The organism is Micromonospora sicca (assembly GCF_003172935.1).
GTDB lineage: Bacteria > Actinomycetota > Actinomycetes > Mycobacteriales > Micromonosporaceae > Micromonospora > Micromonospora sicca.
In genome coordinates, this window is the sequence record NZ_QGKS01000297.1 from 16,079 (window position 1) to 30,378 (window position 14,300).

The following is a 14,300-nucleotide window of genomic DNA, read 5'->3' on the forward strand; positions in this document are numbered from 1 at the left end:
TTCCTTCCTGCTGTTGATGTTCGGGTGGTGGGTGCGGGTAGCACCGCTGGGTTGGTGCAGGCGGTCGCGGCCGAGGGCTGCGCATTCGGGCGGAGGGTGTGGCCGGCGGCGACAGCGGGGGACTGTCGTCGCCGGCCACGTCGGTCGCCGCTGCCGTCCCTCTACGGGCGGGCGACCGGCTTGTACGTCCCGGCGTGGGCCCAGCGCAGCTGGCGGGCGCCGAGGCGGGACGGTCGGTGGGAGCTGTGACCTGGGCGTCTGCACCCTGCCTAGCGTTGCGCGTCGGACTGGGGGCGCGCCGGCGCGGTGACGGTCGCCGGTCTGGCGGTGTTCACGGGCCAGGATCCGCGAGCCGGGTGAGGGTTGCGGCGCATCGGTGCGATGACCGGCCCGTCGGGCAGGGTGAGCGCGGGTCTCGGGAGGTAGCCGTGCTGGCGGTATACGTCCTGGCTGCCATGGATGGTCTCGGTCCAGGAGGGCATGTCGATGCGGTCGAGGCGGCTCTCGTGGTGGGTGAGCATCGCCGCGCCGATACCGCGCCGCTGGGCGGCGGGAAGGACGGCGAGAACTGCCAGGTGGTGGTGAGGTTCGGTGGGTCGGACCTGGGTGAGTAGTTGGTCGAGGAGTTCGAACTGTCGCGCGTGCGGGCCGGCGGCGTCGGCCAGTCGGCTGCGGTAGTTCGACGGTGGCGGGATGCTGCGGTAGCGGTGAAAGCCCATCGCGGCGGCGCTCAGGTCGTCGGTGATCTGGATGTCGCCGAAGAACATGGCGTGTTCCACCCAGATGACCGCCACGTCGGTGAGGATCCGCCGCCGGCAGGTCGGGTTGGGCACCAGCCACTGGGCGAGCGGGCCGCAATGCAGGGCGTCGGCGACGATCGCGGCGACCGGTTCCTTGTCCGCCCACCGGGCGGCACGGATACGCGGAATGACGTCCATGAGATGCCTCCAAGGGCAGCGGATCGGGTGGGATGGTGCGGGCTCACCGGTAGGTGGCGGTGGCGAGGTCACCGACGGCGGCGTCGACCGCGGCGGTGATGTCGCGTATCTGCCGGTGGTGCTGCGCGGCGATGGTGCGTAGCTGCACGGTGAGGGCGGCGATGTCGTCGGCGAGGTACAGGTGGTTGGTCAGGCCGAGGGTCGCGACGAGGCCGCCGAGGGCGGCGGTGTGGTTGTCGGGCTGGTCACGGCCGGCGGCGATGTAGTGCAGTCGGGCGCGGGCGACGACCGGCCATTTGAGGTCGGCGGGCAGGTACCGGTCGGTGCGGGCGAGCCCGCCGAGGCGGCGGCGCACGTCGTGGCGCAGGATCCCGCCGGCGTGCAGGCCGGCGCGGGTGCGGTCGTACAGGTCGTCGGTGAACCCGCGCAGCCACCCCCGCAGGAGCGGGGTCGGGTGGGCGTAGCGGATGGAGGCCAGGGCGGTGTCGGCGATCAGGTCCCCGACCGGGCGGTCCAGGTGTAGCCAGAGACGCTGCTCCGCGCCCGATGGGGTGTCGTCCGTGGTGTCGAGAGCGATCCGCCCTGCGAGGAACAGGTCGATGAGAACCGCACCAGCCAGGCCGAGGGCGAGGGCTTGGCGGTGGATGTGCGGCTGGCCGGTGTCGTCGTCGTGACCGAGCAGGAACAACTCGTCCCGCAACGGCAACTGGGCGATGGAGGAGGTCATGTGGATCCCGCCCTCTCTACCGCGGCCCGCCGGCGTGCTGCCGCAGGCGGGCGTGCATCCCGCCGTAGGCGGTCTGCGGCTGCGGAAGCAGCAGCTTGTCGACGGCGGAGAGGATCGTGTAGTTCGGGTCGCAGACGTTGCCGATCGGTGCCCTCCCCGCCTGCGACACCAGCTGGCAGGCGTCGAGCTGCTCCAGGCCGGTGAGGTCACTCACCCAGCCGATCAGGTCGCGGTGCGCGATCCGGTACGCGTCTTCCAGGGGACGGGCGCAGCCAACTGACATGATCTCCCGGTCGGTCTCCAGGCGGGGCCACACCGTCGGGACGCCTTTGATGACCTCGATGATCAGGGTGGTGGTCGTGGCGATCTCCACCCCGACGCCGCAGGCCTCACCCTCGCCCTGGCGGGCGTGGCCGTCGCCGAGGGCGAGCATCGCCCCGTGCACGTTCACCCCCAGGTACAGGGTGGTACCGGCGCGCAGCTCCGGCGTGTCGAGGTTCCCGCCATGGCTGTCGGGCACGATGGTCGAACGCGCCTCGAAACCGCCCGGTGCCACGCCGATGGTTCCGATCATCGGATCCAGTGGCAGGTCGACGGTGTGGTCGCTGTCGGTGGCGTGGAAGCGGACCGTGCCGGCCTGCCGGTCGATGTCGTACACCCACACCCGCTCCTCGAGAGGCGGCTGCAGGGTCGCCGTGTGCGAGGCGGAGGTCAGTGCCCCGAAGTGTGGGAACGTCGAGGAGACTCCCCAGTTTCGGGCCGGGACGATCGAGGCGAGGTGGACGGCGAGGGTGTCGCCTGGCTCTGCGTCCTCGACGAAGAACGGCCCGGACACCGGGTTCAGGTACGGCATGCGGCACACCTGCGACGGCAGGTCCGCCGGGCCGCGCACCAATCCGCCGAAGCAGTCCTCCGTGTGTACCCGCAGCACGTCGCCGGAGCGGACGTGGGCCACCGGCATCCGGCCGCCGAAGGTGTAGGCGAGCTCGTCGCGGGCGGGCCGGTAGGTGATCGTGTCCATGGTCGTCACACCCGCTCGAGGTGGCGGGCCTGCGGCTGCGCGGGCGCCAGACCCGAGAGGGCGGGTCTGCGGCCGGTCAGGTACAGGCCGGCGAGAACGACCACGCCGAGGGCGAGCCAGGCCAGACCGAGGCGCTGCGCGGCGATGTTCGCGTTGACCACCACGTAGGCGAGGATCGCGAACCCGATACCGGGCATGACGAGGTGCGCCCACCAGTTGCCGCTACGTCGGCGGATGAGGTGGTGCACGACCACGGAGACGTGCAGGACCAGGAACGCGACCATCGCCCCGAAATTGATCAGCGACGACAGCAGGGCGATACCGTCCGCCCGGGTCGCCATGTACAGGCCCAGCGCGAGGGACACGGCGCCGGTGAGCAGGGTCGCGTTGATCGGCACGTTCCGGCGGATCGACACCTTCGCCAGGAAGCCGGGAAGCTGCCGGTCCCGAGCCATCGCGTACAGCAGCCGGGACGTGGCGACCTGCGCGACCATCGAGTTCGGCAGTCCCCATGCGATGGCCGTCGCCACCGCGCACACCGTCGCCAGCCAGCCCCCACCGGCGACAGCGGCGGCGTCGTAGAAGGCGGTGCCGTTTGGATCCCCATCGCTGAGCAGCGAGGCCGGCTCGGAGACGAGCATCGCGGCCAGCCACGTCTGGGCGATGAACAGCACCCCGGCCAGGATCAGAACGGCGGCCATGGCCCGGCCGATCTGCCGGGAACCGCCCTTGGTCTCCTCGGCCAACATGCTGATCCCATCGAAGCCCAGGAAGGACAACACCGCGATCGACACCGCCCCCGCCACGAGGGACCAGGTGAACGCGTCGGAGTTGTAAAAGGCGTCCCAACTGAACCGGCCCCTGCCCGAGGCAAGAGCCCAACCGGCGACAGCCAGGAAGACCGCCAAGACGATCAACTCGCCGACCAGCATCACCCGGGTCACCATCGCGGTCATCCGGATCCCGACCGAGTTGACGACCGTGTTGACCGCGACGAAGCCGAGCAACCACAACCAGACCGGCACCGCAGGCACGGTGGAGTGCATCGCCACCGACGCCACCAGATACAGCAAGCCCGGCACGAGAACGTAGTCGAGCAGGATCACCCAGCCGGCCAGGAAACCGGCCGGCGCGCTGATGCCCCGGCCGGCGTAGTTGTAGACGCTGCCGCTCATGGGGAACGCCTTGACCATCTGCGCGTAGGAGAACGCGGTGAACACCAATGCCACCACACCGACCGCGTAGGCCAGGGCCACCATCCCGCCGGAGCCGGCGTACACGCTGCCGAAGATCGCCATCGGCGCGATCGGCACCATGTACACCAGCCCATATGCGACCAAGTCCCGAAACCGCAGTTGGCGGCTCAGTTCCTGTCGATACCCATATTGGGAGAGGTCGTTCTGGAGGCTCATCAGACTCCTCAAAGATTTGTTATCTGGCTAATCCCTCGACTTCGCAGCTGACTCGTCAGCGAAAGCAACCGCTTCGTCGAGCCTGAACCGCCGCTAATGATTTCAACCAGCATGCGGACGGGTATCTCAGCAACGAGAATTGCTCACCGGGCCAGATGAGTCGATAGCGTCGATGCGGACATGCGGTGTTGTCCGCATGCAACTGTCCGCGTAGCGTTCGACCACGTACGGTCAGACCTGTCCGGATGTGGCAGCGACGGACAGACGGCACTCAGGAGTACCGGTGGCGCAAACTCCACGACGGCTGACCCCGCATCGATCGGCGCTGCATGGATTCGGTGCCGCGCTTCGGCAGTGGCGCGAGTGCCGTGGGCTGTCCCAGCGTGCTCTAGGCAGGTTGGTGCACGTCAGTGGGGACCTCATCGGCAAGGTGGAGAAGGCCGAACGTTGGCCCTCCGCGCGCTTCGTCGAGTCGTGTGAGAGCGCACTGCAGACGGGTGGTGAGCTGGTCCGCTTCCTGTCAGACCTCGAGAGTGAGCGTCGCCTCACCAGCGTCGGCTACCGCTTGGTCGACGGTGCGGAGGGCCAACTCCGGGCCTCCATCGATCATCCCGACAAGCCCGACCTGCTCCGCTCGTGGCACGAGCGGCTCACCAGTCTGGCCATTGCCGGAAACCGCACCGGATACGCCGGGATGGCGTCCACCGCCCATGCGCAGATCAGCGTCGCAGCCGCCATCGGGCGGCGAAGCCGTTCAGCCGACCGCCGAGACGTACTAATCGCGCAGGCACTGTGGGCGGAGTTCCTCAGCTGGATCGACGAGCAGAGCGACGCTGCCGAGGCCGACGCCTGGTTGCGACGCGCCCAGCGGCACGCCGTCGAAGCGAACGCGCCGGCGCTCGCCAGCTATGTCCTGATGAGGCAGAGCCAACGCGCCCTCGAGCGCTTCGACCCGCGTAATGCTGCTGCCCTGGCGCAGCGGGCGTTGGACGAGGTCCGGTTACCAGCCCGCATCCGCGCTTTACTGCTGGTCCGCCAGGCCCAGGCTTACGCGATGGGAGGTGACCATAGCGCCTGTGCAGCCAGCATCGACAAGGCGCACAGCGTCGCCGACAGCGCCGACTGGGACTCGGAACTGCCGATCGACGTTGGCGTCCACTGCGACCCGGTGTACGTGGCTGCCCACGAAGCGCAGTGCCGCCTGCTCCTCGGCCAACCGGCGGCTGCAGCCGATCTCTACGAGCAACTCCTGCACCAATGGCCAGAAAAGTGGCGCGTCGACGAGGCCCTTTGGCGATCGGCCCTGTCCATCGCCTACGTCAACAGTGGCGACGTCGAGCGCGCGGCGACCGAGGCCACCAAGGCCCTGGCCTTGGCCGCTGGCACCTCCTCCGCGCGGGCTCTGCGCTGGTTGAACCCGACGGCGGTGGCCCTTCGGCAGCAGCCGGCCATTCCCGAGGCGGCGGCCTTCGTGCTCGCCTATCGGCGGGCGACTCTCGAAGCGTGTAACCATTAGCCCGTGGATCTGATCACCACGGCGACGAGCACCGACGAGTCCGAGCGAGCGGCGTCCGTCGCGGTCCTCCCGGTCGGGAGTTTCGAACAGCACGGCGCCCAGCTGCCGCTGCTGACGGACACGATCGTGGCATGCGCGATTGCGAAGGCAGTTGCTGAGCGCTACAACCTCTTCCTGCTACCGCCCGTGACGATCTCCTGCTCCCACGAGCACGCGGCGTGGCGTGGAACAGTCAGTATCAGCGCCACCACCCTCGCCGCCGTAGTTGTTGACATCGCCGCCTCCCTGCATGAATCGGGCATCGATCAGCTCGCCGTGATCAACGGACACGGCGGGAACTACGCGCTTGCCAACGTCGTTCAGGAAGCCAACGTCGCCGGACCGCGGATGACTCTGTTCCCTGCTCGGGCCGACTGGGACAACGCTCGACTGGCCGCTGGCCTGCACAGCACCGCCCACCAGGACATGCACGCTGGTGAGCTCGAGGTCTCGCTGCTTCTGCACGTTGCGCCGGAGGTGGTGCGTGATGGCTTCCAGCATGCCGACCACCTAGCGGACGATCGACGTCACCTCCTTACGCTGGGCATGAGTGGCTACACCACCAGCGGCGTCATCGGTCTGCCGTCCCACGCCACCGCGGCGAAGGGCAAAGCCATACTCGAAGACCTTGTTCGCTCCTTCGCCGACCACTACGGCCTTCTGCCGAGGCCCAAGGCATGATCAGGAATGATGCTGGACGAGAGTTGCTGTCCGCATCGACATTGCCCCCGGGAGAGCGATCGGGCGGAGGCAGTCTGCAGGGTGATCCGGGGGCAGGGACAAGGTGCGCGGACGTAAAGTCGGCCACGTCTAGGCACTTACTCCGGCCCGGAAGACCGAGCCCTGCCGGTGGCCACGCCGGTGTCTCGGCGACCGGTTGACAAGCCCGCCGTCGTCCGGCCCGCATGGAAGTTGTTCGAGGAGGACCCGTGAGGCTGGGCGACAGGATCGCTGAAGTGTCGGTGGACGACGCCGTCCGCGCCTCGGTGAGCTATGACCAACTGCGTACCGGTGATGACGGCCTGTACTGGCTGGAGACTCGCCCCGACGTCGGCGGGGGTATGACCGTGGCACGGTGGCGGTCCGGCGAGGGCAAGCATGATGTCAGTCCGAAGGGCTTTGATGTCGCCAGCGGCGTTCACGCATATGGAGGCGGATCGTTCGCTGTCGTCGAGGGGACGTTGTGGTGCGTCGGCGGAGATGGCCTCTACCGGAGCCGTCGTCACGGCGATGAACCCGAATTGGTCAGCCACGGATCTTTCGGTGACCTGACGATCGGCGACGGCGAGTTGCTGGCTGTGCGGGAGTCGGAGCAGGTTGACGAACTCGTCGTGGTGTCGCTCACCGGGGCTCCGCAGATGCGGACTCTCGCCGTGTCCCGGGGGTTCCTCGGTGCGCCTCGGCCGGGTCCGGGTTGGTTGGCCTGGACCGCGTGGAGCGAGCGCGCAATGCCCTGGGACGCGTGTGAGGTGTGGGTGGCCCACTACTCGCCGCATGGGTCGGTCGAGGGCGCAATGAGACTGGCCGGCGGTCCGGATGAGTCTGTGGTGGAGCCGCAGTGGGGACCCGACGGGGCGTTGTACTTCGTGTCGGATCGCAGTGGCTGGTGGAACCTCTACCGGTGGAACGGCCACCAAGTGGAGGCGGTGGCGCCGATCGCGGGTGAGTGTGCCGCGGAGCCTTGGGAGTTGGGTTACGCGTCGTACGGCTTCCTGGACGACGGTCGGATAGTCGTGGCGGTGCAGGAGGGGCCGCGACACCGCCTTGTCGTCATCGAGGCCGACGGCACTGTCCGCTCGGTCGGCCTGCCGTACACGTCGATCAAGCCGTACCTGGCCGTGCAAGGCACGACGGTGGCGTTGATCGGATCGTCACCGACCGTAGCCCCGCAGGTCGCGCTCGTGGACCTGGCTGACGCTGATACCCAGGTGGAGGTGCTTGCCAGGTCGGAGCACGCCGCACTCGACGGGGCGCGAGTGTCGACGCCGACGGAGCTGCGCGTTCGAGTGGCCAGTGGTCGGGAGGTGCTTGCCCTGGTGTATCCGCCGATGGGCGCGGCGGCGGACTGGCGGGCGCCGGTGATCGTTCGGGCGCATCCGGGGCCTACCGCCTCCTGCCTGCTGCGCCTGGACTGGCAGGCGCAGTTCTTCACCAGTCGCGGGTTCGCCGTCGTTGATGTCGACTACCTGGGTAGCACCGGGTACGGCCGCATGTTCCGGGAATCGCTGTACGGCCGGTGGGGTCTGGACGATGTCGATGACTGTGCGGCGGTGGCGGTTCACCTGCTGTCGGCGGGGTGGGCGGTGCCGGGGCAGGTGTTCATCCGCGGTGCCAGCGCCGGTGGATACACCGCGTTGCACGCGGTGGCACAGGACGGCCCGTTCGCCGCTGCCGCCGCAGTATCGGCGATCGTGGATCCTGACCGGTGGGCGCAGACGGTGCCCCGGTTCCAGCGGGCGCACGCGACGCGGCTGCGCGGGGGCGCCGGCCCGGTCCGTGCCGCCACGGTTCAACGGCCGGTGCTGCTCATTCATGGCACCGCCGACGAGGTGGCCGTGGTCGAGGATGTCCGTGACCTCGCCGACGAGTTGACGTCTCTCGGCATGGCACCCGAGGTGTTGCTTCTTCCTGATGTCGGCCACTATGTGGCGTCGTCCCGTCGAGCGGGCGCGGCGCTGGAGGCGGAGCTGGCTCACTTCCGCTCGGTGATGGCGGATGCCGCCAACGATCAACAGGGGTTACACAGCGGCCAGGGGTAGCCGATAACGCACGTACTCGCCGAACTCGCGGACCTCGGGCTCGCACCGGTAGGGCTCGAGGTCGGCCTGTACCTCGACGATGCGCTGGAGGCAGCGGTGTGAGGTGGTTCGTGCGGCGTAGTCGACCGCCTCGCGTGCGGTGGCGCAGGCTTCGTCGATGTGGCCGGCGGCGGCCAACGACGAGGCCAGGAGCGCGGTGTCGATGGCGAGTCGCCGGACATGGGTGGGGCTCAGCGCAGTGAGGGCGTCGCCCAGATGCTGCTGGGTGTGCTGCGGTCGGCCCAGGTCGTGGAAGCAGTGGGCGATCTCGTCGGCGAGGTACGCCGCGTCGAAATACCCGATCCACGCCGGCTCGTCCTCGGGCTTGCTGCGGGCCAGCTTCTTCTCCGCGATGTCGAGGTGGGTCAGGCAGTCGCCTTCGCGTCCAAGGCGGGCGTGCGTGCGCGCCACCACCGCGTGCAGCGCGGCTGCCACAGCGGGCGTCGCCCGGGTCTCGCTTCCTCTCACCGCCGTCAGCGCCATCCTGCGTGCCGGCTCGGGGTGCCCGCAGTGCAGCGCAAGGTGGCCGATGTTCACGGCGAGCAGGTAGCTGCCGTACAGGCGGTCATCGACGGCTTCCGTCAGACGTAGAGCGCGAAGGTAGCGGCGCTGGGCGAGGCCATGGGCACCCGTGTCGACCGCCTGATACCCGCAGAGCTCGAAGAATCCCGCCGCCAAGGTGTAGAGGTGCCGACCGACCGCCTCCGAGGCGGGCGGGCTGGCCAGTAGCCGGTTCAGTTCGCGTTCGACGTACCGCTGCACCTGAGCGTGGACTCGTCCGGCCCCGTGGGTGTGATCCAACTGGCGGAACATCGCCAGGACGGTCTCTGCGGAGTCGAGATCCTCTTCGCAGACCTGATCAGGCGAACCGGCTCGGCCGGCCACGGACAGACGGGGTCCTGCTGAGGTGTTCAGCCAGTCCAGCGCGGCGCGGTCAAGAACGCCGGGCTGGAAGGGAACACGGGCGACCATGTCCGCCACCCCGGGCGTCTCCTCCGCTTGGGCGGCCAGCAGGGTGTCGGCGTTGGTAGGACCGCTCGGGGAAGTTGTTCGCATACCCTCGCTGGCGCGACTTCCCTCAAGAAGCGGTAGCAGGCGGACCAACGCCCCTCCGGCCGCCAACGCCCTGTCGCAGGCTTCAACGAATTCCCGGGACGGGAAACGGTCCGCTGTCTCGACCCGACGCACCAGGTCAGCGCTGAACCGGATCATCGTGCCGAGTCGCGCCTGCGAGAGGTTGGCCCGCTCCCGCAGCCGACGCAGCTCGGCACCGAAGAAGTGGCGCTCAGACAGGGACGGCTGGAGCATGCGCGGGGTCTGGCCCATAGCACCGCCTCCTCTGGCTGTTCACACCACCACGGCGATGAGCAGCATGGATATCGCGCACATAGGGTCACTCAGTGTTCAGCGCGGCGCAACCAAGAACACCGAGATCCACGGATACAGGAGTGCGCATCGGTGGCTCACATGCGGACAACCGCTTCGTCCGCATGCTTGGCATTCACTTCACCGACTCGACGGGTGAGTGTGGAGACGGGCCTGGCTACTCGTCAGATCTGCCCCTGACTTGAACGAGCGCGGGAGGTTGCAGTGGAGCAGGAGACCGTTCCGCCGCCGTGATCTTGATGCACGCCGGCTGCGTCCTCGGCCTACCACCCGCACGAGCGATCATGCGTATGGACATCGGTGCATACCGCTGGACCTCCACGCGCGCCAGCAGGACGCAACCTTCGACCAGCACACATCGACTTCAGACTTCCATGTGACTTGGCGAGTCCAGCGGCTTGACGCTCTGTTGAGCCGAGAAGAGCGGAACGACGGGCCATCCGACCGGGAGGCCGTGATGGAAAGGGAGAAGAACCCGAATGAGTGTCGACACGGCGAGCGGCGAGGACCTCCACGCCGCAATGGTCGATCAGCTCGTCGCTGATCACGCGGAGAAAGGGCTGGTCATGCGGCCCGAGGTGGAGGCGGCGCTACGGTCCGTGCCACGCCATCTCTTCACACCGGATGCCGCGCTGACGGAGGCGTACCGCGCCGACCAGGCCGTGGTGACCAAGCGGATCGGCGACGAAGCGGTCAGTTCGGTGTCGGCGCCGTGGCTCATCGCGGAGATGCTCGGTCAGGCCGCAGACGCCATCGACGGCGGGTTGGCCGGCCGGCACGTCCTGGAGATCGGTTCCGGCGGATACAACGCCGCGCTGCTGCGCGAGCTGGTCGGCCCGTCGGGCTCGGTCACGACCGTTGACATCGATCGCGAGGTGACCGACCGGGCCACCGCCTGCCTCACCGCGGCGGGTTACGACGACGTGGTCGTGGTGTGCGCTGACGCCGAGCAACCGGTCAACCCGGACCGTCCATACGACTTGATCATCGTCACGGTCGGCGCCTGGGACATCTCACCGGCCTGGACCGCGCAGCTCGCCGAGAACGGAACGCTGGTCGTACCGCTACGGACGTTCGGGATGACCCGCTCGTGGGCGATGCGTCGGACGGGGGACCAGATGGTCAGTCACAGCCAGCGGTTGTGCGGGTTCGTGTCGATGCAGGGTGCCGGGGCACATCAGGTGCGGTACGTCGACATCGCTCACGGGGCTCACCTGCGGCTGGACGAGGACCAGCAGGTCAATCGCCACGCCGTCGGTGAGCTGTTGGCGCAGCCGCAGACGCAGGCATGGGCCGGGGTGAGCCTGCCCCCTCGTACCGTCCTGGCTGACCTCGACCTGTGGCTGGCGACCCGCATCACCGATGCGGGACAGCAGTTCGTTGTTCTCACGGCTCAGCAGGAGGCCGTCGATGCGGGCGTCGTCGCCCCGGCGTGGCGCTTCGGCACACCGGCCGCCCTCAACCACGGCGCGTTCTGCTACCGCTCGACGCTGCGCTGGAACGACGACGACATGTTCGACCTCGGCGCCTGTGCACATGGGCCCAACGCCGCGTCGGCGGCCGGTCGGATGGTCGGACAGATGCGCGCGTGGCTGGATGCGGGCAGCCCTTCACCGGTGCTGCACGTCCTGCCCACTGGTACTCCCGACGGCGACCTGCCGGCCGGGACGGTGCTGGACAAGCGGCACAGCCGCTTCGTCCTCACCTTCACCCCCGCATAGAAGGGAACGCACGTGAACGAAACCGACTCCTCGGAGTTCGCCCTGGACGTCAGCCTGGTCGACGCCGGCCCCACCGCGGGCGGCTACGCCACCGCCACCGACGACGGGTGCGGCTCCGGCAACACCGGCTCCAACGCCTGCACCACGAAGTGCGACGGCGGCAACTGACCCATCCGTTCCTCTCACGATCGGGCCCGGCGCCGAGCGCGCCGGGCCCGTCGATTCGGTGGTGCATCATGGTTCCCGCAGCTGGTGCGGCGCTGATCAGAATCGCCGCCTACCCAAAGGGCCTTGTTCTGCCTCCCTGGCCCGACACGGCCCACGGTCATCCGGATCAGTGGCGCGAGTGGCTGGACAAGACGTGGACGCTGCCCGGGTTCGCGGCAGCCGTTACCGGCGCGGCGCCGCAGATGGCCGACCAGATCCAACGCACGCTGAGCGGGGAGCCGATGCCTCAGCAGCGACTGCGGCGCCTTGTGCAGTCAGCGGTCCGGTACCTGCTGCGCTGGACCACCCGCGCGACCCCGTTCGGCACGTTCGCCGGCGTGGCCCCGGTCCAGTTCGGCACTCGCGCGGCGGTTCGCCTGGGCGAGGCTCATCGCGCGGTCTCCCGCCCCGACGGCCAGTTCATCGCCGAGCACACCGCGCGGGCCGAACACGACCTGGCCACCCTGCGCACCGTCCCCGTCGTGACTAACTCGTTGGGATACCGGCGCGGCGACAGGTGGGTGCTGCCCTGTGCCCACGCCAGCGACGATCGGCGGTGGGACGTCGAGGTCCGCCTGACCGGCCCGATCCGTGCTGCGATCCAGGCGGCGCGGTCCCCGGTCAGGTTCGCCGACCTCGCCGCGACGGTCGCCGGACCCGCCAGCATCGCCGACGCCGAGCGGCTGCTGGCCGAACTGGTCCACAACGGGGTGCTGCTGTCGGCCCTCCGCCCACCCATGACCGCCACCGACCCGGCCGCCCACGTCACCCGCCACTACGTCATTCCGGAGCCGGGCAGCCGGACCGCCGTCGATCTACGCGCAGACATCGCCGTGACCCTGCCCCCGCCGGTACTACAAGAGGCGGAGCGGGCCGCGTCGACGCTCGTGGCGGTAGCGCCGCCTCAGGCGGCCGGATGGGCCGAGTACCACAACACGTTCATCGAGCGGTGGGGTCCCGGAGCGGCTGTTCCCATCCGGGATGTGCTGACCGTGCTGGATTTTCCGGCTGGCTATCGGGGATCCACTCGCCGCGCCCCAGCGCCGTTCACCGCCCGCGACCGGCTGCTCGGACAGCTCGCGCAGCAGGCCGCACTCGACGGCTGCGCCGAAGTGGTGCTCGACGACGCGCTGATCGACCGGCTGCGCGGGAATGACGACCGGCCGCCGATCCCGCACACCGAACTGCGGTTCACCCTCGCCGCCGACACCCCGCACGATCTCGACCGCGGCGCGTTCACCCTGACGGTACTCAGCGGATCCCGCCACGCCGGGGTCGCCGCAGCCCGGTTCCTGCACCTGCTCACCCCCGCCGAACTCGCCGGATTCCAGCAGGTCTACCAGCATCTGCCCACCGCCCTGCCCGGCGCGGCCACGGTGCAGCTCTCCGGCCCCCCGCTGGACGCCCGTCTCGCCGCAGTGGCTCTCGTGACCGAGCTGCTGCCCGTCCTTCCTGTTGGCGACTTCCACCCGGCACCGCCGTGCAGGGTCGAGGATCTGGCGGTGACCGGCGACGGACGCCGGCTGTGGCTGGTATCGCTGGCCACCAGTCAGCCCGTCGAACCGCTGCTGTTCAACAGCGTGCTGCTGCCCACGCTGCAGCAGCCGCTGATGAGGTTCCTGACCGAGATCTGGACCGCATGGACGGCACCGTGCAGCCGGTTCGACTGGGGACACGCCAGCGGCCTGCCGTTCCTACCCCGTCTACGCCGGGGGCGCACGATCGTGCACCCGGCCCGCTGGATCATCGACCAGACCGCGCTTCCCGCCCCGGGCACGGCCTGGCCGCAGTGGCGCGACGCCTGGCAGCGACACCGCCAGCAGCGGCACATCCCGCAGCAGGTCCTGGTCGGCGACGACGACATCCGCCTACGTCTTGACCTCGACGAGGACGCCCACCTGGCGGTGCTACGCGACCACCTCGACCGGCATTCCCGCACCGCGATCACCGAGGCTGCAGGGGCAGCGGGCTGGATCGGCGACCGCCCCGCCGAAGTCCTCCTCACCCTCACCCACCCCGCGCCGGCCGCCCGACCAGCCCGACCAACCCGAACCGCCGCCACCGTTCAGCACTGGCCTGGGCGGTCACGGTGGCTCGAGGCACACCTGCACGGTCGGCTCGACGACATCCTGACCGACCTCGCCGGCCGCCCCGCCGACCACCTACCAGCCGGCTGGTGGTTCCTGAGGTATCCCCACCCCGAGCCACACCTGCGGCTGCGCATCCCGCTTCCGGACACGCGCAGGTTCGCCGACACCACCCGCCACCTCGCCAGCTGGGTGCAGCACCTGCACGATGACGCCGTCATACACGACTACAGCCTGCACCCCTACCGCCCCGAAACCCGCCACGGCGCCGCAGCGACCCTCGCCGCCGCCGAGAAGGTGTTCGCCGCCGACTCCCGTGCCGCCCTGCACAGGCTCACCGGCGACCGACAAGCCGCCACCGCCGCCGGGTTGATCGCCATCGCCGACGGCTTCACCGGCGACGGGCCGCGCTGGCTCGCCACCCACGTCCCCCACCGGACCTGCCCCT

General features: G+C 69.3%; 10 protein-coding genes and 1 pseudogene. 6 read left to right on the top strand and 5 right to left on the bottom strand.

Going from position 1 to position 14,300, the window contains the following annotated elements:
- Positions 1-269 precede the first annotated feature (269 nt).
- The 4 genes from DKT69_RS24925 to DKT69_RS24940 are packed head-to-tail and all read right to left on the bottom strand — an operon-like array spanning position 270 to position 4,098.
- Positions 270-938, bottom strand: coding sequence for a GNAT family N-acetyltransferase (locus DKT69_RS24925; RefSeq protein WP_109803935.1), 669 nt, complete (start codon positions 936-938; stop codon positions 270-272).
- A gap of 43 nt (positions 939-981) precedes the next feature.
- Positions 982-1,665 (bottom strand): GOLPH3/VPS74 family protein, encoded by a 684-nt coding sequence (locus DKT69_RS24930; protein ID WP_109803936.1) that lies wholly within the window; start codon positions 1,663-1,665, stop codon positions 982-984.
- Between the two features lie 16 nt (positions 1,666-1,681).
- Positions 1,682-2,695, bottom strand: a complete 1,014-nt coding sequence (locus tag DKT69_RS24935; RefSeq protein ID WP_109803937.1) for an acetamidase/formamidase family protein — start codon at positions 2,693-2,695, stop codon at positions 1,682-1,684.
- The gene (locus tag DKT69_RS24940; RefSeq protein WP_109803938.1) at positions 2,692-4,098 is read right to left on the bottom strand and encodes an APC family permease; all 1,407 of its coding nucleotides are present in this window, start codon (positions 4,096-4,098) and stop codon (positions 2,692-2,694) included. The genes DKT69_RS24935 and DKT69_RS24940 overlap by 4 nt, the downstream gene beginning before the upstream one ends.
- A 283-nt stretch (positions 4,099-4,381) precedes the next feature.
- Between DKT69_RS24940 and DKT69_RS24945 the strand changes: the two genes are divergently transcribed.
- The 3 genes and pseudogenes from DKT69_RS24945 (at position 4,382) to DKT69_RS41200 (ending at position 8,419) form a co-directional block, all read left to right on the top strand.
- A complete protein-coding gene (locus DKT69_RS24945) occupies positions 4,382-5,614 on the top strand; it encodes a helix-turn-helix domain-containing protein (protein WP_109803939.1) in 1,233 nt (410 codons plus the stop codon).
- 3 nt (positions 5,615-5,617) lie between these two features.
- Positions 5,618-6,334, top strand: a complete 717-nt coding sequence (locus DKT69_RS24950) for a creatininase family protein (protein WP_109803940.1) — start codon at positions 5,618-5,620, stop codon at positions 6,332-6,334.
- Positions 6,335-7,230: 896 nt separating this feature from the next.
- Positions 7,231-8,419, top strand: a pseudogene (locus tag DKT69_RS41200) (alpha/beta hydrolase family protein).
- Here the strand turns inward: DKT69_RS41200 and DKT69_RS24960 are convergent.
- A complete protein-coding gene (locus DKT69_RS24960; RefSeq protein WP_109803942.1) occupies positions 8,392-9,777 on the bottom strand; it encodes a helix-turn-helix domain-containing protein in 1,386 nt (461 codons plus the stop codon). The pseudogene DKT69_RS41200 and the gene DKT69_RS24960 overlap by 28 nt on opposite strands.
- Positions 9,778-10,316: 539 nt before the next feature.
- Between DKT69_RS24960 and fxlM the strand changes: the two genes are divergently transcribed.
- The 3 genes from fxlM to DKT69_RS24975 form a co-directional block, all read left to right on the top strand.
- On the top strand, positions 10,317-11,558 hold the full coding sequence (fxlM, locus tag DKT69_RS24965) for a methyltransferase, FxLD system (RefSeq protein ID WP_109803943.1): 1,242 nt from the start codon (positions 10,317-10,319) through the stop codon (positions 11,556-11,558).
- Positions 11,559-11,570: 12 nt separating this feature from the next.
- A complete protein-coding gene (gene fxlA / locus DKT69_RS24970) occupies positions 11,571-11,726 on the top strand; it encodes an FxLD family lanthipeptide (protein ID WP_109803944.1) in 156 nt (51 codons plus the stop codon).
- A gap of 68 nt (positions 11,727-11,794) precedes the next feature.
- On the top strand, positions 11,795-14,300 hold a 2,506-nt coding region (locus DKT69_RS24975; RefSeq protein WP_109803945.1), incomplete at its 3' end, for a lantibiotic dehydratase.

Coding starts and splice junctions, on each gene's coding strand:
- fxlM (WP_109803943.1), top strand. CDS start 10,317: ATGAGTGTCGACACGGCGAGCGGCGAGGACCTCCACGCCGCAATGGTC.
- DKT69_RS24930 (WP_109803936.1), bottom strand. CDS start 1,665: ATGACCTCCTCCATCGCCCAGTTGCCGTTGCGGGACGAGTTGTTCCTG.
- DKT69_RS24925 (WP_109803935.1), bottom strand. CDS start 938: ATGGACGTCATTCCGCGTATCCGTGCCGCCCGGTGGGCGGACAAGGAA.
- DKT69_RS24960 (WP_109803942.1), bottom strand. CDS start 9,777: ATGGGCCAGACCCCGCGCATGCTCCAGCCGTCCCTGTCTGAGCGCCAC.
- DKT69_RS24940 (WP_109803938.1), bottom strand. CDS start 4,098: ATGAGCCTCCAGAACGACCTCTCCCAATATGGGTATCGACAGGAACTG.